The sequence below is a fragment of the Chryseobacterium sp. G0201 genome (genome assembly GCF_003815655.1).
GTDB lineage: Bacteria > Bacteroidota > Bacteroidia > Flavobacteriales > Weeksellaceae > Chryseobacterium.
This window is the reverse complement of sequence record NZ_CP033917.1, coordinates 2,283,428-2,303,731: the sequence shown is the minus strand read 5'-3', so window position 1 is coordinate 2,303,731 and position 20,304 is coordinate 2,283,428. Positions and strand designations below refer to the sequence as shown.

Annotated in this window: 13 protein-coding genes; 5 read left to right on the top strand and 8 right to left on the bottom strand. The window is 34.1% G+C overall.

Annotated features, from left to right (window positions below; all coding sequences use genetic code 11):
* Positions 1 to 112: 112 nt before the first annotated feature.
* Together EG348_RS10390 and EG348_RS10385 are read left to right on the top strand one after the other, a co-directional pair.
* Entirely contained in the window at positions 113 to 2,587 is a 2,475-nt protein-coding gene (locus EG348_RS10390; RefSeq protein WP_123983054.1) for a glycosyl hydrolase family 95 catalytic domain-containing protein, read from the top strand.
* A gap of 263 nt (positions 2,588 to 2,850) precedes the next feature.
* A complete protein-coding gene (locus EG348_RS10385; protein ID WP_123983053.1) occupies positions 2,851 to 3,963 on the top strand; it encodes a polysaccharide lyase family 1 protein in 1,113 nt (370 codons plus the stop codon).
* 452 nt (positions 3,964 to 4,415) lie between these two features.
* Here the strand turns inward: EG348_RS10385 and pelA are convergent, their stop codons facing one another.
* Both pelA and EG348_RS10375 read right to left on the bottom strand, forming a co-directional pair.
* Positions 4,416 to 5,438, bottom strand: a complete 1,023-nt coding sequence (gene pelA, locus EG348_RS10380; protein WP_228414860.1) for a pectate lyase — start codon at positions 5,436 to 5,438, stop codon at positions 4,416 to 4,418.
* A gap of 9 nt (positions 5,439 to 5,447) precedes the next feature.
* Positions 5,448 to 6,632, bottom strand: a complete 1,185-nt coding sequence (locus EG348_RS10375) for a DUF4861 domain-containing protein (RefSeq protein WP_123983052.1) — start codon at positions 6,630 to 6,632, stop codon at positions 5,448 to 5,450.
* Positions 6,633 to 6,922: 290 nt separating this feature from the next.
* Here EG348_RS10375 and EG348_RS21845 point away from each other — a divergent pair, with 290 nt between their 5' ends.
* On the top strand, positions 6,923 to 7,783 hold the full coding sequence (locus tag EG348_RS21845; protein WP_228414859.1) for a DUF4822 domain-containing protein: 861 nt from the start codon (positions 6,923 to 6,925) through the stop codon (positions 7,781 to 7,783).
* A gap of 468 nt (positions 7,784 to 8,251) precedes the next feature.
* Here EG348_RS21845 and EG348_RS10365 read toward each other — a convergent pair whose 3' ends face one another.
* From EG348_RS10365 to EG348_RS10350, 4 genes are all read right to left on the bottom strand, one after another.
* A complete protein-coding gene (locus EG348_RS10365) occupies positions 8,252 to 8,584 on the bottom strand; it encodes a DUF6150 family protein (RefSeq protein WP_123983051.1) in 333 nt (110 codons plus the stop codon).
* A gap of 126 nt (positions 8,585 to 8,710) precedes the next feature.
* Positions 8,711 to 11,713 carry a VIT domain-containing protein gene (locus EG348_RS10360; protein WP_123983050.1) on the bottom strand — a complete coding sequence of 1,001 codons (3,003 nt, stop codon included), beginning with the start codon at positions 11,711 to 11,713 and terminating at the stop codon, positions 8,711 to 8,713.
* A gap of 316 nt (positions 11,714 to 12,029) precedes the next feature.
* Complete coding sequence (locus EG348_RS21685) at positions 12,030 to 13,388, bottom strand: peroxiredoxin family protein (protein ID WP_164463280.1); 1,359 nt, start codon at positions 13,386 to 13,388, stop codon at positions 12,030 to 12,032.
* A 91-nt stretch (positions 13,389 to 13,479) separates the two neighbouring features.
* Positions 13,480 to 14,937, bottom strand: coding sequence for an FISUMP domain-containing protein (locus tag EG348_RS10350; protein WP_123983049.1), 1,458 nt, complete (start codon positions 14,935 to 14,937; stop codon positions 13,480 to 13,482).
* 381 nt (positions 14,938 to 15,318) lie between these two features.
* Between EG348_RS10350 and EG348_RS10345 the strand changes: the two genes are divergently transcribed.
* Positions 15,319 to 16,302, top strand: a complete 984-nt coding sequence (locus EG348_RS10345; protein ID WP_164463279.1) for a helix-turn-helix domain-containing protein — start codon at positions 15,319 to 15,321, stop codon at positions 16,300 to 16,302.
* A gap of 10 nt (positions 16,303 to 16,312) precedes the next feature.
* On the top strand, positions 16,313 to 17,296 hold the full coding sequence (locus EG348_RS10340) for a helix-turn-helix domain-containing protein (RefSeq protein WP_123983047.1): 984 nt from the start codon (positions 16,313 to 16,315) through the stop codon (positions 17,294 to 17,296).
* A gap of 652 nt (positions 17,297 to 17,948) precedes the next feature.
* Here EG348_RS10340 and map read toward each other — a convergent pair.
* Positions 17,949 to 18,713 (bottom strand): type I methionyl aminopeptidase, encoded by a 765-nt coding sequence (map, locus tag EG348_RS10335; RefSeq protein WP_123983046.1) that lies wholly within the window; start codon positions 18,711 to 18,713, stop codon positions 17,949 to 17,951.
* 117 nt (positions 18,714 to 18,830) lie between these two features.
* Positions 18,831 to 20,267 (bottom strand): T9SS type A sorting domain-containing protein, encoded by a 1,437-nt coding sequence (locus tag EG348_RS10330; protein ID WP_123983045.1) that lies wholly within the window; start codon positions 20,265 to 20,267, stop codon positions 18,831 to 18,833.
* Positions 20,268 to 20,304 lie beyond the last annotated feature (37 nt).

Sequence of the window (20,304 nt, the reverse complement as noted above, 5' to 3'; positions counted from 1 at the left end):
AAATTTTATTGAAGATAAAATCCTTGCGCCTTAAAGCATTATTATAATTAAAACTTTTGCGCCTTTGCGTTTTCCAATAAAAAAAATAAAATTATTTTAACAAAATATAAAAATGCTAAAAATCATTCAACATAAAATCTTTTTATTGGCTTTTGGAACGGTGATTTCAATTTCTGTTCAAGCACAACAGAATTTAAAACTCACCTACAACAAACCTGCAGAAAACTGGAACGAAGCTCTACCTATCGGAAACGGAAGATTGGGAGCAATGGTTTTTGGCGGAACTTCGCAGGAGCATCTTCAACTTAATGAAGAAACAATCTGGGCCGGCGAACCTGGAAATAATGTTCCAAAAAATACATTTGACAGCATCCAAAAAATCAGGAAACTGTTGAATGAAGGTCAATTTGAACAAGCTCAAAAACTCTCCAATACAACGTATCCAAGAGCTGCTCCAAAAGATTTGAATTACGGAATGCCCTATCAAACGATGGGCGATTTGTTTCTTGATTTTAAAGGTCATGAAAATTTTAAAAATTATACCAGAACTTTAGACATTGAAAAAGCTTTAAGCACAGTTTCTTACGAAGTAAATGGCGTAACTTTCAAGCGAGAAATCTTCTCTTCTTTTGTTGATAATGTTATCATAATTAAATTATCTTCAAGCAAAAAAGGAAGCTTAAACTTTTCCATCAACGCTTCTACTCCACATTTAAAAAAATCAATTTTTACGGAGAAAAATCAATTGATGATTACCGGAACAAGTGGTTCTGTTGACAATAAAATCGGGAAAATCAATTTCAAAACGGTTGTTGTTCCTGTTTTAAAAGGTGGAAAATTAACCTCAACTCAAGATCAACTCAATATTTCAGGAACGGATGAAGTGGTTATTTATGTTTCGATTGCAACGAATTTTAAAAAATATAACGATATTTCAGGAAATCCAGATACGAGAGTTTCGGAATATTTACAATCAGCTTTAAACAAAAAATATGAAGTTGAATTAAAAGCTCACATTCAAAAATATCAGAAATATTTCAAACGCGTCAGTCTTGATTTAGGAACAACCGAACAGGCAAAGAAAACAACCGACGTTAGAATAAAAGAATTTGGGAGTTCACAAGATCCTGATTTGGTGGCTTTGTATTTCCAGTTTGGTCGTTATCTTTTGATTTCCTCTTCGCAACAGGGAACTCAGCCTGCAAATCTTCAGGGAATCTGGAATTATCAGTTAAATCCGGCTTGGGATAGTAAATATACCGTCAATATCAATACAGAAATGAATTACTGGCCCGCCGAAAACACGAATCTGAGTGAAATGCACGAGCCTTTATTCGACATGATTCAGGATTTATCGGTAACCGGACAGGAATCTGCCAAAGAAATGTATCACGCAAGAGGCTGGAATATGCATCACAATACAGATTTGTGGAGAATCACTGGTATTGTAGACGGTGGTTTCTACGGAATGTGGCCGATGGGCGGAGCGTGGCTCACACAACATCTTTGGAATCATTATTTATACACCGGTGACAAAGAATTTTTGAGAAAATATTATTCTGCTTTAAAAGGTTCAGCTTTATTTTATCTGGATGTTCTTCAACAAGATCCTTCGAAAAAATATTTGGTTGTTTCCCCTTCCATGTCGCCGGAAAATACTTACATGAAAAGCGTCGGAATTACTGCAGGAACAACGATGGATAATCAATTGGTTTTTGATGTTTTTAATAATTTTATTAATGCTTCGAAAGTTCTTAATGAAGATAAAAACCTTTCGGATGAAGTGGAAACTGCCTTAAATAAACTTCCGCCCATGCAAATCGGGCAACATGCTCAATTGCAGGAATGGTTGAAAGATATGGACAGAATCGATGATAAACACAGGCATATTTCGCATTTGTACGGACTTTTTCCTTCAGGACAAATTTCACCTTTCAGAAACCCTGATCTGACGGAAGCTGCAAAAAATTCCATGACGTATCGTGGCGATAAATCAACAGGCTGGTCGATGGGCTGGAAAGTCAATTGGTGGGCAAGATTATTGGATGGAAACAGGGCTTTTAAATTAATTTCAGATCAATTAACGCCTGCTCCGATGGAAACAAAAGGACAATCGGGAGGAACGTATCCTAATCTTTTGGACGCGCATCCGCCTTTTCAGATTGATGGAAATTTTGGCTGTACATCGGGAATTGCTGAGATGTTGCTCCAAAGTTATGACGGTTATCTTTACATTTTACCGGCACTTCCAGATGCTTTACCGAATGGAAATATTAAAGGTTTAAAAGCCAGAGGTGGCTTTGAAATCGATATCGAATGGGAAAATTCTCAATTGAAAAAATTAACTGTCAAATCTACTTTAGGAGGAAATTGCAGAATCAGAATTGCGAAAAATATCAATTTAAAATCTAAGACTCAATTAAAAAAATCAACAGGAGAAAATCCTAATGAATATTATCAGATAAATTCAATTAAGGCACCTTTAGTTTCTGAAAAAGCAGAATTAAAAGGTTTTCCCGTTCCTGAAACACAGGTTTTTGATTTTAATACTGAAAAAGGTAACATTTATACTTTTGAAGTTAAGTAGATACCGGAAAACAATAAAATAATTCTCCCGCAGATGTCACGGATTACACAGATCTTTTTCTGTAAAACCTTTGAAATCTGCGGGAATTTTATTTATAATTTAAACTACGCATCTACAAATAACTAAACAACAAAGCGCAACCGATTGAATAAATAAAATAAATAACATTATAATTATATAAATATTTATATGTTAAAATATAAAACGATTAATTAAATATTTAATAATTTTACACCACACCAAATCATAAAAAATTATAAACTATGAAAACAAAAATCAAAGTTGCCTTCTTTATGGCAGCTCTAAGCTCAGCTTTTGCATTAACAGGCTGCGGGCAGGAAGATGTTAAAAGTGAATTGCAGGAAATTCCAAACGCTATTAATATAGGTTCATTGGAAACCAATGCCATTGTTCCTCTCGCAAGTTGCGTTGCTCCGGGATGGGCTTCCCAAAATGGCGGAACTACAGGAGGCGGAACTGCAGCAGAAACTACCGTGACGACTTATGCGCAGTTAAAAGCAGCGATCGAAAACACGGCGGTAAAAGTCATTAAAGTGACTGGAACCATCACCATTACAACACGTTTATCTCTTCAGGATCAGACCGGAAAAACAATTTATGGAGCAAGCGGTGCAAAATTGGTTTCTACAGACCAGACGGCAAGCGGTTCAGGAATTATCAATATTAAAAGATGTAATAATATCGTTGTTAGAAATTTAATTTTTGAAGGGCCGGGAGCTTATGACACAGACGGTTGGGACAATGCAATTTTAGATGATTGCAGAAATGTGTGGATCGACCATTGTGAGTTCAGAGATGGTGTTGACGGAAATTTTGATATTAAAAATAAATCAGACTTTGTTACAGTTTCTTACACGAAATTCCATTATCTGAAAGCTCCAAAACTTGGTGGTTCAGGAGGAACAGATGATCACAGATTCTCGAATTTGATCGGATCAAGCGATGGCGCAACTGCTGATGCAGGAAAGTTAAACGTAACTTTCGTTCGTTGCTGGTGGGCACCGGGATGTAAAGAGCGTATGCCAAGAGTGAGATTTGGAAAAATACATATCATCAACAGTTATTTTAACAGCTCTGCAAGTAACAAATGTATCGCAGCAGGAGTTCAGGCCAACATTTTCGTCGACAGAAATGTTTTTGAAAACGTGAAAGAACCTATCAATTTAATGAGCGGATTCACAGCGGTAACTGCTACTGGAAATACATTCACGAATGTAACAGGAAATACAGCAGGAAGCGGAACAGCATTTACCCCGCCATATACAATTCCGGCTTTATCGGTTTCTGCGGTAAAAGCGGACGTTACAGCCAATGCAGGCGCAACTTTAGGAGGCAATATTTGCAATACGTTATAAATAAAAATTAGAATTAGAAACGAAAATGACTGAGCGTAGTACTCAGTCATTTTCTATTTACAGTCATTTTTTCCTTTTATTTAGGAGCTTTTTCCCGCTTGAAGTTTATGCTGAGCTGAGTCGAAGTACTGCAATCTTTTTTTCAAAAAAAGGATTTTCACTCAATCGGGGCTAGGGTATTAGGAATGGTGACTTCGAGAACCTCAGCCACCAAGCGCTCTCCGTCATTGCGAGGAGCGAAGCGACGAAGCAATCTCATTTCATTATCTTTTGAGATGTTAATTTAGCTATTGAGATTCTGATCCTGTCAGGATGACAAACTTTACGGTTAAGTATGATGTTTAATGCTATTTATTAAGATTGCTTCGTCGCTCCGCTCCTCGCAATGACACCAAAAGATCTACAACTCTCCCACTCTCAAACACTCTCACTCTCATTCTCAAACCCTAATCCTAAGGCATCACGTTATTCTTCTGCACCCATTTCGGAAACTCTTTATTGATCAATTTATCTGGCGCATCACCAAACCAGCTGTAGCCGTTTCTTCTTTCTTCAGAAACATCATTATAGTTATATTTTACGCTTCCGTCGCGATCTCCGAAAAGTGGTTTATTGTTATTAATATCATAAAATCTTGCCCAAATGACGGAGTTTTTATCTTCCGCTAAAGTTCTTACCGCTTTTCCGTTTTGTTTGGCAACGTTGTAGCTGTAGCCTTCAATTTTGTTGTCTTTAAACCATTTTATAGCTGATTTAATTGAATTCTGAATTTCAGGAGTTGCCGTTTGCATCATTAAAAACTTTACAATATTTACTGACTCTCCAGTTGCTAAAGAAATAGGTTCAAAAGCTCTGGCTTTATCGGGCTGCAGGGTAATTTCGTTGTATTGATCTGCCCAGATAGATGGAATTCCTTTCTGTAAAACCTGAGTTTTCAAAATACATTGAATTCCTTTTTCTACAGCAGATTTTGCTTTTTCTTTTAAACTTGAATCAACAACATCAAAATCATTTTTACCTTCCGCAACATTGTATAAAACCGTCAAAGCATTGATCATCGCATTGTCGTTGTAAGTAACCTGTTTTCTGTACAGCCCGGAATTCGGATAATATTGAGGAAAACCACCATTCTCATACTGCATGGAAAGAAGATATTTAATTCCCTTTTCGGCAGATTTTAGATACTCCTGATTTTTTGTGGTTTGATAAGCTTTTATCAACCCGTTGATCTCTCTGGAAGTTGCGTTGTTATCAATCGTTGCATGATCGTTTCCTGTAGCTTTTATTTTACTTAAAAGATTCTTATCGATGGGTAAATAATAATCCACCACAGATTTATCATCAAGCTGTTTTCCCCAACCACCGTTCGGAAGCTGGTAAACCAACATTTTTTCAGCTAACGTATCTTTTATCTGAGCTGAGAACGTAGCAGTAATGAAAGAAGCTGCTATTACAGAAATTTTAAATTTCATCATTGTATTTTATTATTTAATTTTTATAATCAAGGGATTCGCTATGATCTGAGATTGTCTTTGTAAGATATTCTCCCAATCTTTCTGCGTTTGGATCTGCTTGCTTTTCTGCCACGCAAATCCTGCATAATACACCAATTTTTTGTAAGGTTTTGTTACAACCAACAAATTACTCTGATCCGGAATTTCAGATGTAAAGGCAACAGATTTTTCAACAATTTTGGGATCTACTACAATACCTTCTCCTACAAAAGCATCATCAATTTTCTCCCAATGAAGATACCACCCGTTTTTGTCGTTTAATTTTGTTTTACCTTCATTTTTATGCAAAGTAATTCCGATTGTGTAATTTGGAACTTGGTTTTCAGATTCAAAAGTAGATTCAAACTTTGAGAAATTGGAGCCGATATCTAATGAAATTCTTTTTGTTTCCTTAACCCCAAATTCACTCCACGGATTGTAAGTTAATTCGAAAACCGTTCTCAAAGGACCTTCCGTAATGGTTTTAGAAGTTACAAAATTTTGAGAGATCTGAAGTTTGTCATTTACCCAAATCCCGATTCCGCCTGTTCCCCGGCTGTCTCCAACCTGATAAGGATCGTAACCTTCACCTCTTGTGTCTTTGTGATAAAACATAGGATCAGTCAAATAGCCTTTGTACCATTTATTGATAATGGGTTGATCTGTTCTTTTCAGCCAAATATCAACGCCACTGGAAAGTGTGCTTCCTTTAACTCCCTGCAAAGCTTCCTGCTGACCTTTCGGACCATACACTCTGAAAGCAATTTTGTCATTTTCCCAAGTATAATCGTCTGCTCGTTCCGGAACCAGCCTTGAATATGTAGAAACTTTGGTTTCAGGAATCGGAGTTTTTCCGTCAGCTACGATTGTATAAGAATTTGTTTTTTTTGCATCAATATTTGCCTGAAAAAGTAATTCATCATTTTTCCCGTCTCCATCGTAATCAATCCACTGAATAGGAAGATATTTATTGTTGCTGTCTTTTATTCTAAGATCAGACTCTTTGTTTTTATTTAAAAATGATTTTAATTGAGCTAAAGAAATTGAAACTATCTCATTTCTAGAAAACTCCAATGTATTTTTAACCTGAATTGAGTTTTGAGCATATAAAGAATTTGCACCAATGCAACCGATTGCGCATATTGATCCAAAAAGAAAAATTTTATTTAAAAACATATTGAGTTGTTTCACCAAAAATAGAAAATTATTTCAGTTCTGCATAAAAAAGACTCATTAATGATATGAAATTTTGAAATTTAACTTAAATAAATAGCTAGACAAGAAATATTCATAAAAGCTTTTCTCTAAATACTTATTATCATCAATTTTAAGTTTTTTACATTTGAATATCTTCAATTTAAGAAAACATTAACTATAAGTGATATTTTTTACAACAAAAGAGATATTTCGTACAATCTTTTGATTTTAATAACGGATATGTTTGCAAGGATTTAAAAATATAAATTATGATTACACTAAAAAAATTATGTTATCTGTTCACTGCTTTCATCTTGACTGCGACCACAGTATCTTGTTCAAATGATGATGATCAGGTTATTGTTGAGGAACAACCGACTCCCTCACAAGTTTTATCTTCTACTCCATGGGAAACTACTGGCGCTAAAGACAAAAATGGACAATCTGTGGCATTAGACAATCCAGCAGTAGCCGGATTTGTTGGTTTCGCTTATTTTAATGGTGATGGAAAATTTGCTATCTACAGTTTAACTAATGCATTGAGATCAATGGGAACATGGTCTGTAACTGCGGACGGAAAGACAAGAACAATTACTGCTCTTCGTCCTGACGGAACAACGATCTTTACACGTGATGTAGAGATTCTTGAGCTGAACAAAAATGTTTTTACTTATAGAATTCACACAAATACGAGTGATCCGTCTGTTTATTATGACATTATCCACACAAAAACAGGTCATGCTGAGCCAAGTAATGGTCAGAGAACTTTAGCTTCTACAGCTTGGGAAACTACAGGAGCAAAAGATAAAGATGGAAATGCTATGAGCTTAACAGACGCTAATGTAGCAGGATATGTAGGATATGCTTACTTCAGAGCGGGTGGAACTTATGCTATTTATGGATTGAATAATGTACTGAGAAATCAGGGCGACTGGTCTATTTCTGCAGACGGAAAAACAAGAACTATTGTGGCAAAAGATCCAACCAGCGGAGCGGTTATTTTTACGCGTGATGTAGAAATTCTTGAATTAAACAGCGACAAATTCACCTACAGAATTACTCCGAATGCGAGTGATCCTACTGTATTTTATGATATTATCCACACGAAGGTAACCCATTTGGAACCTTAATGAATGGTTAAGTTAATTTTTTAATAATGAAGGGAAAAACCTGCTCTTAGGAGCAGGTTTTTTTATGGAATTTCAGATTTAAATGAAAAAAGCTTTTACAAAATGTAAAAGCTTAACACAACACTAAGTATATGGAAAACCATACTTATATTTTTTTGTGATCAAAATATATTCCCCCTCTTTCTAATAATTTTTTTTCATCTAAAAAGTAGTACCAACTGTTTTGGGAACAATGTGAGGGGGAAAATATTTACTTAATCATCATCTATGTAAATTTTATTTTCAACAAATCTTCGTATCCTCAATAGAAATATTTTTTGTTGAATTTTCTACTGCAAATGTACAGCAGAAATATCAAAATAACCCTACTACACATCTACTTCACAGGTTTAAAAATTTGAAAACCAACACGTTAAAAACAATAAAGAAGTAGATTTGTAGTGCAAATATTTTTTTCAGATAGGTATGTTAGTACAATAAATATTTTTTACTGTCATTTCGCCATCCCGCCTGGCTGTCGTATTGTACAAAAAAGATTTTAAGATCAGCCTGGCTTTCATAATCAACAAAGAATATTTTCTTTTTGGACTGGCTTGCATATTGGGTGAAAAACCATTTTCCGTTGTTGTCGCCTGCCTGGCTATCATACTGTACTTTGTAGACTTTAAGATCGGCCTGACTTTCATATTCAACCACAAAAACTTTTACATCTGCCTGACTGGAATATTCTGTTGAAAAAACTTTCTGAGCTTTTAACTGAATCCCAAAAACGATAAGAAAAAAAATAAATATTGATTTCATCGGTAGTATTTTTATCAACTTAAAAATAATCATTTTTAATGCTAATTCAGCAATAAAAAAGCAAGAGCCGATAAAAACCGACTCTTGCCACACTAAACATTCATATTAACATATTACATCCTATATCTAAAATTCAAATTCTCCGATCAAAACGCCGTCACGATTACTGGTATCAGCCTCATTTTTATTTTGGAAAACCACTATTTTTCTTTCCTGCTTTCCGGAAGCGTAATTGATGAAAACTTCGGCCATAATTGCTGTTGCCCCCGCAATACTTACTTGATTTTCATTAAAGAAATTAGTTTTAATTTTATATTTTCCTTTGATGGCTTTTTTCAGTAAAAACTGCTCCGGTCCGAAACCTCCCGTAAAATCATCACTCAATCTTCCGCCAATCTCCGTTGATTTATGAGAATATATGCAACCTTCACTGTTAGGATCTGTTACCCAAAGATCGATGTCTGTATTGTCTTTGTTCCAGTTGATCACCACACGGATATTCATAGGCAGATCTGCAATGATCTTAGGATTGATATTTTTAAGATCTAACTCATTTCTGTGATTGCTGATCAGTTCATTGATCTCCATGATGATGGTTTCTTCAATTCCGTTATCACGAGTGGCCATTTCACGAGTGTATGACTGATTTAAAATTTTATATAAATTGTCTAAAGCGCCCTGATAGTCTTTGCTATCTTCCAAAGCCAGCGCATAATCTCTGTAACTTTGAGGATCGAATGGTCGCCATTCCAATACTTTTTTACTGATCCAAAGTTCTTTATCGTATACCTCAGCCTGCTTTAATTTGTAAGCTAATAATTTGTATAATTCTTCATTTTCAATATCCAAATCAGCGATAGAACTCAATACTTTTAACCCTGTTTTCTTATCATTGATTTTGAAAAACAACTGAGCTACATCAAAATAATATTGTGGCGTTTCAGCGTAATCTTTTCTATGATCAAGATACGTATGGTAGATATCTTCTGAATTTTTAGCCGACTCAAAAAACTTCATGTAGGCAGCGTCGGATTTTACATCTATCGTTGTAATTTTTCCTTTTTGAATGATTGTTTCAGCTATTTCTTTACTCCTTAGATCTCCACGCACAGAACCAGCTCCTCTTATAGTTATTCCTTGAACTCTGCCTTGCAAACTTGCTGGCAATGCATTATTGGAAACAGGTTCTGAACTTACGCTAACGGAGCTTGAAGTTGCCATACTTCGAGTTACCCTTTTTGAATATCCCATCACCACAACTTCTTCGATGCTATTTTCAGATCGAATAGAATCTCTAATATTTTGAGTATTGCTTCTATTTTCAATGGTTTCAGTTGGCTTTGGATAAACTTTTGGTTTCTTTTCAAAATCCGTATTCCACCATTTTTTAAGATTTTCGGTCATTACTTCCGCTTTTGCCATTAAATCATTGACGCGAATATCTTTTTGAGCCTGATTGTTTTTTACGATTCGATTGTATTCTTCTCGCAGTTCAGATGGCGGATTTATTTCATATCGAACATAATCCTGTACATTTTCCAACACCATTAAACTCATGTTGTTGCTCACCAAACCAAATTGCCGACTGATATTTTTGATCTCATTTTTATTTTCTTTCTCAAAAATTTCCAGTTCGTTCAGCTTTTTCTGAGCCCAAAATTGTGAGATCTCCCAATCTGTTACGGATTGTTTATTCACATCTAAAGAAATCGTTTTTGCTTCTGCTACTTCATTTCCATAACCAAATAAAACTTTTACTGTTGCTTGATTTCCTTTTACAATACCTGTCAATACAAAATCCTGCGAAATAGTTTGTGCCAATGAAGGGTAAACTTCCGTCAATGAAGAATTATTTTCAATTCCAATGAATTTTAAAGACTGATACAACAGTTTACGGACTTCTTTTTTAGGATCATTTTCACTTAAATTTAAAAATTCACCTCCTGTTTTATTACTGATAAATTTTAATTGATTAAAATTCGCATTATTGGAAGAAGAAATTGTGTAAACAGGATTATTAATCGTCAGTTTTAGATCTCCAAAAGAAGACAAACCATCTGTGAAAAACAAAACCTCATCTTCTTTTACTGATTTCAATTGTCCGAAATCGGTTCCGCCGTCGTAGGTGACTTGAGATAAATATGATTTTAATTCGTTCCAGTTTCCTTCGTTTATTTTAAAACTTTTTCCTTCATCAAATGAATTATTAAGGAAATAAATTTTCACGGAAAGATTTTTATTTACTTTAAAATACTCTTCCAATAAAGTAAATTCTTTAGTATGATCTCGTTTTGATCCGCTTAAAGAATTATCCCAAATGATTGCTAGTTTATTAGGCAATTTCTTTGCTTTTTCTTTGGGATCAACACCTAAATCAGCAAGAAAATATGATGAATTACCCGAAGCTTTCTGAATCAATACATTCTGATTTCCATCAGTTTGAGGAAAATTAATTTTCAGATTTTGAGTTGGTTTATAATTGATTTTGTGAGTTTCGGCCACCCAAACATTTCCGTTTTTAACAAAATTAAAACTTCCATCAGGCTTTTCTTCCAGTTGCGGAGAAACCGTATTCTGAAAAACGCTCGTTTTTATGTTAAACTCAGGAATTTGAGTGGAATAATTAAGCGGTAAAAAATATTGGTAATTACTTCCCTGTTTTTTAAGTTCATAATTATACGAGATCTGAATAGTTCTTTCTCCTCCATTTGCATTGATAGGATAAATTCTTGTACGGAAATTGTTACCTTCCACTTTTTCTAAAATTCCGGGGTCCACATTTCTTTTCTGAATGGTTTCAAAAACTTCCTTTGCTTTTTCTTTTTCTACGGGAACGGCATTTAGCAGTTTTCCATTGATATCCAAAGCATATCCGCTTACATTTACTCCTTCCGGAAGCGGGAAAGTCAGTCGACCTTCCATTAATCGGTTCGAGTTGTTTTTAAAAACCATTGTGATAACGTTGGTGGAAATTCCACCCGTAATTTTGGTATCAATCTTGAGCTTCTGAAGAATAACCTTATTATTATTCTCAAATCCTCCTTTTTTATCAGGTGTTTCAATTATTGGTATTTGCGCCCAATATAGCATTGGGAAAAACAGCAAAAGTGTCAGGCATATATTCTTCATCTTATTATAAAGTTTGAGGTTAACGAATGTCTCTATCTATAAAGATGCTGCCTGGATCAAAAAGGTTGGAAATAATTTAATTAAAACCTTTATAACATTAATAATTAATAACTTAAAATCAAATAAGAAGTAGATTTGTAGTATACAGTAAAAATTATTTCTAAGTAATTTTACATCAAAAATTTATAGTCTTTGTATTCAGATGTTAAGATTATCTTCAGAATCAAGCCCAATTTTCTTTTTTAACCAGTACTTTTTTTAATTCTCCAACACTATAATAATTGTATATTAATAAAAAATAATTCCAATTCAGTGCTTAATTTAATTTAGATAGTACATTATCCAATGATGCTGTACGCAGTATTATTTTTCCTTGGTTGTCAATAAGGAATAAAGTTGGTGTTCCCGTAACCCCGTAGTTTTTAAAGTTTTCTCCGTTTGCTCCTTCACCATCAGCGTATGAATCTTTCCATGGGAAATCCTTGGCTTTATTTTTAAAAACTGAAAGGTCTGTATCTGATGATAAGGCAATAATATGTATATTCTCACTCTTTAGCTTTTCATAGTTTTTTTTAAGCTCTACCAGAAGTGTTTCGCAGTTTCCGCATCCTGAGTGATAAAAAAGAAGCAGGGTTTTGGTGTAATCTTTTCCCGCAAAATCAGTGCTTTTAAGAATTTTGGAGTTCTCTTTGCTTGATCCTTCTGTAAGGATAAGATCTTTGGCCTGCGTACCTTCTATTCCTGACAAATAGACAGCCGATGCTCTTTCGTATGATAAAACTTTTCCTGACTTCACTACGACAGGAGTAATCATTTTAATAAGCTCATCCTTTCCGTTTCTTGTCAATGCATTGGCAACAGCCTGTACAAAATCCGTATAGTTTTTAGGGTTTTGAATTTTACTACTTACCGTTAAAAAATCTGCTTTAAACTGTTGAGGATCATTAATTATCATGGAATGAACATCTATCCATGAGGATATAATCCCAGCCCAATGTCCTGAAGTATATAAGGTCTGCCAATCCATGTCCTGTACAATATAATGGGCAATATTCTTCGCTTTCTGTTCTTTGGAATCAACGATTTGGGTACCGATTCCCTGTGTGATATTAACGATATTGGTAAATTTTGCCGGGTAATTGTTTATTTTCTTCAGCTCATTCTGAAAAGCTTCGTAGGCTTTCATCTGTTTTTGGTACTCAGTATCAAAAAGAGGGTAGTTCTTATCATCAGCACCAAATGCTTTTCTGGCCTGAAGCATGGCATCATATTTAGCAAAGATCCCCTGTTGTTTTGTATATAGATCGTTAAGTTGTGGAATTTCTGTGTTTCCAGTATAGATGATATTTTTGTTATCCGGTATTATTTCAGTGCAGCTTACCGCAAAGTCATGGCCAGGGATAAGCATATCAAGTCCACCACCCTGTTGCGTTCCAGTGATGAGCCATCTGCTCATTCCTGTATAAGGAGCATTTTCTTTTGGTACTGTTAAAGTAAATCTTCCGTCAGAAGGAATTGTATCCTGTATCACTGTTTTTGTGCCGCTTCCTTGGAAGATGATAAAATCATATGTTTTTCCTGCAAAATGAGGGAAATACATTTCAATTTTCTGTGCTTTTACCGTTAAACATACCATCGTTAAGATAGTTGTTAAAAGTATTTTTATATAGATCATGTGTTTTATGTTTATAGATTGTATGTGTATTTTATTAATAAAAACCGGCGACTATAGCCGCCGGTGAGTAGTAAAATTATTAAAATAAAAGCTATTCTGCGATACAACGAATACTCATACCGTAGGGACGGATGAAGGTGCTTACAAGAGGAGCATGGATTTGAAGGCTCAGGTAGTAAGAGTAGGTAGTCCCGATCTGAGTACTACTCCAATAGACACCGTTACTAGCACGACCAGACAGTTCGCCATTAGCTTCGCTACGAATTCCGGCGATAGGCAATGTCAGTATATTGCTTCCACTTCCAAATGCCTTTGCAGCTCCAAAGTTAGTAGGATCAGTAGGAATGCTCCAAGCTCCCACATTGCTTGAGGCATTGTTGTTTATCAGGTTGGTAAATTGCTCGTAGGTAGGTATACGGAAACCAGAAGGACATGGATCGTTAGCAGTTTTAGCCCCGTCCTGCCATGAATTGTTAGGAGCAATGGCAGTATTCCAGCCACTAATAGGTGGGACAGGAGTACTTGCATTCGCTACAACAGTAGGTCTACCCCATTGGTAATAGTTACCGTGTATCCCTTGAACAGGCACATCGGGATCAAGACTCGTATTAGCTCCAAGGTTATGTCTCATCCAACCCTTAGGATTTCCGGGTAGTATCACGGTAGATCCTTTCGCTACTGTAGCTGTGACATTACAAGATTGCCCTCCAAATGAGATAGGAATACTAATAGTTCCTGCACTCATTGGTATACCAGTAACATTGTATACCAGATTCCCATTTCCGTTTCCTAATGTTCCGGCAGGAAGAGTAAAGGTAAGTCCGTTGTTGGTGAAAGATATCTGAGAATAGTTTCCTCCATTACCTCCAGTATAAGGTACTTTTAATGTGCCATTATAGTTTGTTCCAGAGGTAAAAGAAGCAGGTGAAAATACCGCAGAACCACAAGTAAGAGAACCTACAATAGCCGTAGAAGCCGTTACAGGAACCGTAAAGCTGCAGCTCTGCCCCGCTACAGTTATCGTGAAAGTTGCAGTGCCTGCAGATGATGGGATTCCTGTAATATCAAATACAAAATTTCCGTTTCCTGTATTTAATACACCACTTGGAAGGCTGGCAATAAGTCCGGTAACACCCGTTGAGTTGAAGCTAGCAGCAGGATATACACCTCCGTTTCCCCCTGTATAAGGAATTACAGATGATACTCCTGAAGCCGCAATTCCACTGATTAAAGTTCCATTGTTAGTTACATTAGCACAATCAATGCTGGTAATAATTCCTACTACAGGGCTCTGAGAACAGTCTCCTATCCATTTTGTTGTGTTCCAATATTGCATACAATTTAGATCCGTATTGTAAATTGTAAGTCCGCCAATTTTATTTTCGATACTATCCCTTTGTGTTATAGTTAGTCTAGGAGGAAGAAAGCCTTTACTCGTAGAAAAAACTTCTAGCATAGCGCTAGACTGAGGTTGTGCAGTTCCTATTCCTATTTGCCCGAATAGTATCGAACCAATGCACAGAATTACTGTGATAAAAATTTTTTTCATTGCTTAGATTTTTTGATTTCTTAAATTTCTTTTTGTTTTGTGTGTTTAGAATTGTATCTCAAAAGCGACGTCTCTTTTTTCGATAAAACATGTTTACGTTATTTTCATTGATGATCCTCAATTAGACAAACAGCGACTTAGGGAATATAAAGGTGTCGCTGTTATCTAATTTTGAAGGATTAAATAAATTTTTTCAATAATTGTGTTTTTTATTGAATATTTTTAACGGTACAAAGTTGCGGAGTTTCTCTTGTCTGAATAGATTAATAAAGTCGTTTTATTATAAAATAAAGACAAATTTTATATATGTATAAGTGAAGATTTATAGCTTTAGCTGTAAAAAAAACTATAAATTGCATTTATATTATCATGTTTTACCTTATGGAAAAGTTTATTTTTAAATATAGTAATGATTATATTGATTTATGTGAAAGTATTTCAAGATCACTAAATTGTGAAATAATAAATAATTCTATCAATCTTAATAATAATGATAATTTTAAAGGAAAATATTATTTTTCTAAAGTTGATGAAGATACATCATGTCTTTTAATTGATGTTATTTATCAAAAAGATACTTTTTTTGAAATTAGAAATAATAATTCTGAATTTATAGCGCTTTGCTACAATATTTCCTCTTCAAATTTTGAACTCTTTATTGATGAGCAAATTTTTCAAGTTGGTTCGGATCAAAATAATCTTACAACCTTAGATAGCTCTCTGGATTGCGATGTTATCATAAAAAAAGATTGCAAAGCATTTAATTTCTATATTTTTATTTCTAAAAAACTATTAAAAGATTATGTATTAAAAAAATCCGGAAATCTAAAACGACTGGAAGAACTAATAGAAACTTCTAAAAATACGATTGTAAGATTTGAGAGAATGAATTACTTAAGTAGTTTTGTTTTAGCGGAACTTGAGCAGCACATAAAAAAAGATATGTTTTGGAGTCTTTTTATGAAAGGTGCAGTTTATGAATTGCTAGATATATACATAGAGAATCTTTTGATTTCTGAAACTATTGTTGCCAAAGTAACAGCTATAGAATTAAACAATATTCTAATATCACAGCAGCACTTAAAGAATGCTTTAGAAGATGATTTCCCTGGTATTGAAAACTTATCTCAAAAAGCCGCGATGTCTCCTACTAAATATAAAAATATATTTAAAAAAATTATTGGAACCTCTCCTAAATCTTATTTTTTAATGCAAAAGCTTGAAAAAGGGAAAGAGATGTTAATCGCAGGAAATTCAGTCAATGAAGTCTCAATAGCTTTAGGTTATAAAAGCACATCACATTTTGTAAGTCAGTTTAGAGGTTATTATGGAATTACTCCAAAAGACTATATTTTAAAATATTAGATATATAGAAATGATACAGTTAAAACATATTGACTCGATTCACGACAATTGGACAAAGCCTTTTGTGGAAAAGCTTAACTTTAGAATTATTGAAAATAAATATTTATTAGCTCCTGAAGATATTTTGGATGGTGGCGTTTTTTACAAATTATTATCAGATGATCTTTCTTTAGCTGTTATCGATTATGTTGCCAAAAAAGAAATTGAATTTATTAAGGTTTCTGCTAATTCAGACTTTTGGTACCTTATATTTGATTTGAGTGATGGTTGTAACAATCATATACTAAATAATTCTAATTATGAAGTTGGCAATGAATCTAATTATAATTTTGGATTTATAGATGGAACTGCCGAGAGAAAGGTGATACCGAATATTGGAACAAGAACTTATTCATTTCGTATTGTAATTAGGAAGTCATACTTTGAGGAATTAATACGTCCCTATGATTTAGGAAATTTTAATACTAGAATTCAGGAAAATATAGAGGAATATCATCATTATTATGGATATGTAGACAGCACTTCAAAAATTATTTTGAATAAAATCATTAACAAAAAATTTGGTGACTCTAATTATGAACTTGTTGTTCAGGCTTCTGCATACAAGCTTTTGGGTGTATTTTTAAAAAATTTGGTTCGATATAATTCATTTACTTTAAAACATGCCAAAGCTGATCTTGATGCCATTATTAATACAAAAAAACATATAATTGAACATATTTGGGAACCATTTATGGGAGTTGAATTTTTGGCTTCCGAAGCAGGAATGTCTCAAACAAAATTTAAATCGCATTTTAAAGATTTTTTTGGCTTAAGTCCCGCAATATTTTATAAAATCGAAAAACTTAAATTAGCAAAAGAACTATTAGAAACGAAAAAATATGACAATATTAAGGAGTTATCATCTGACCTTAATTTTGGCAAGTCTCCTAGCTTTGCTCATTTGTTTAAAGAATATTTTGGTATAGATCCTCATGATATTGTAAATTATTAATGTTTAAGGATTACATTTTATAATACATTACGATGTTAAATAATAAGGTAGAGTTACTAGCTCTACCTTATAACATAAAACCAACACTAAGTAATGAAAACTACTTTATTTTTTATTTAAACATTTATAGTACAAAAGTGATTAAAGTATTTTCATTAGTAATATAAATGGCGACTTAATATTATCATAAAAAGACATTCTTGTATTTAACTATTAGTAACAAATTTCTCATAGTTAAATGATCTGAATAGATAAATCTTAATTCAGTTCGGTAAGTAATTTCTAAGGTTTTGTCGGAGTGTTGAAAAATCAGATTTGAAAATAAGTGTATTTTTATTAAAATATATCTACCTATTAACCCTAAAACAGCATGGTGAGAAATTCTAAAAATACATTTTTTGCTGATTCACGCAATCTTAATATAATACTCTTAATTAATAACACTCTAACACACTTCTAACAATCATAAACCAACATTTCGGGTAACTCTGTAGACTGTTTGTAGCGTTTCAGGTATGGCAATAGTTTATATTCGGACAATAAAGATTATTAAGTTTATTCGTGTTTACCTTTAAACTTGACCCTATTACAAGACAAAAGCACCTACATTTCTGTAAGTGCTTGATTTTTTATATGAAAATATAAAAATTAATTAATTCAATATCTCATTCATTCGAGTTAGAATAATTGGCTTTCCATCGGTCACAACGATTGTATGTTCGTGTTGTGCCATATAACCGCCTTTATTACCCACCATTGTCCATCCATCTTCCAGTTCTACAGCAAGATTTGAAGATGTTGAGATAAAGGTTTCAATCGCAACCACAGAGTTTTTCTTGAATCTTCTATTATCAAAACGGTTTTTATAATTTAATAATTCATTCGGTTCTTCGTGTAAACTTCTTCCGATGCCGTGTCCGCCAAGATTTTTAATGACTTTAAAACCTCTTTTTTTCGCTTCAGTTTCCATTAGAAATCCGATATCGGCTATTTTTACACCGCCTTTTATATTATTGATCGCTTTTTCTAAAATATCTTTAGAAGCATCAACTAATTTCTGATGTTGGTTAATATCTTTTCCAATGATAAAAGAACCTCCGTTATCAGCCCAAAAACCATTGAGCTCGGCCGAAACATCAATATTAATTAAATCTCCTTCTTTCAAAACCCGTTGATCTGTAGGAATACCGTGACAAAACTCGTTATCTACACTGATGCACGTCCATCCCGGAAATCCGTATGTTAGATAAGGAGCAGATTTTGCACCAAAATCAGAAAGTATTTTGGCTCCGTACTCATCAAGATCCTTTGTCGTCATACCAGGCTGAGCATAATTAATCATTTCTTTTAAAGTATATGCAACGGCTTCACTCGCCTTCTGCATTCCTATTAATTCATGTTCGTTTGTTATTGACATTGTTTTGGTTTTGATTGTTTAAGTTTCTAAATAAGTTGAAAACTACAAAGTTAAGAATTTTGATTTTTTATTATAAAATCGTATAATTATTTGCAAATTCTACATCAACTCATTTTTTTATTCTTTCACAATTTTATGAGTTACAATTTCTCCAGATTTTGTGATTGCTGTAATAAAATAAACACCTTTTACAAGATTTTTTACATTTACATATTTTTTACTACCGAAAATTTGGGTTACCACTTTTCCTGAAAGGTCTGTTATTTTGATATTATAAACTTCTTCTGAAAAATTCAAAATTTCACTTACAGGATTCGGATAAAGAGCAATTTTCTTTTTACTGACATCTGTAACTGACAATATTGTTCCAGTTCCATTCAGACGAGCGATCTGGTTCTGAACTAGTCCCTTATAGCTTGAAAAATAGCCAGCGACCAAAATTTTCCCGTCAGATTGTAATGAAATTGATGCAACAGGATTATTAAATGCTGTTCCAATGTTAAAGGATGCGTCAATACTCCCACTAGTATCAAGACGTATAATCCTGTTTTGACTGATTCCATTGTAGGTGGTAAAGCCACCACCCAACAGAATTTTCCCATCAGACTGTAAAGCGATTGTTTCAACAAAAAAATTATCAATACCTGTTCCGATGGCAAAAGATGTATCAACACTTCCGGTTGTGTTCAGACGTACGATGCGGTTTTGTACTATTCCCTTATAGGTTGTAAAGTAGCCTCCCATAAGAATTTTCCCATCAGTTTGTACTGCAATCGACCGAACGACACTGCCGCTAAGACTGCCACCAAATCCTGTCCCGACGTTAAACGAAGTGTCAAGAGTTCCATTGGTATTCAGACGTGCAAGATACCTTCGGCTGGTACTATAAATACTTGTAAAACCACCACCTGCCAGGATTTTTCCGTCAGCTTGCAAAGCAATGATATTAACATCATGATCAAATCTTAAGCCGTTCACCGGATAAAAGGAAGCATCAGCACTTCCATCTGCATTCAGGCGTGCAATATTTTGCTGATTGGTGCCGTTATATTTTGCAAATCGACCTCCTGCTAAAATTTTTCCATCAGATTGTATTGCAATGGTCTCAATAAATGACATACCACTAGGTGTGCTAAATCCATCTCCCATAACAAAGGACGTATCAATGCTTCCGTCTATGTTCAGACGCACAATACGGTTTTGGGCGATATCATTATAGGATGTAAAATTACCTCCCACCACTATTTTGCCGTCAGACTGTAATGCAATTGTATAAACAGTGTCATTAAATCCTGTTCCGATACTAAAAGAAGTATCTACACTTCCATCAGTATTCAAACGGATAATACGGTTTCGGTTGACACCATTATAATTGGAAAACGAACCTCCCACTAGAATTTTCCCATCTGTCTGTATGATAGTAGTTACAGGCGAACTATTAAATCCTGTCCCGATGACAAAGGAAGTGTCGAGAGTTCCATCTGTTTGTGCTTCTACTTTTCCACCAAATAAAAGCAAGGCAAAAATAATAGTAAGAAATAAAACTTTTTTCATAATAATCAAATATCAGTTAAATAATTAAATTAGAAAT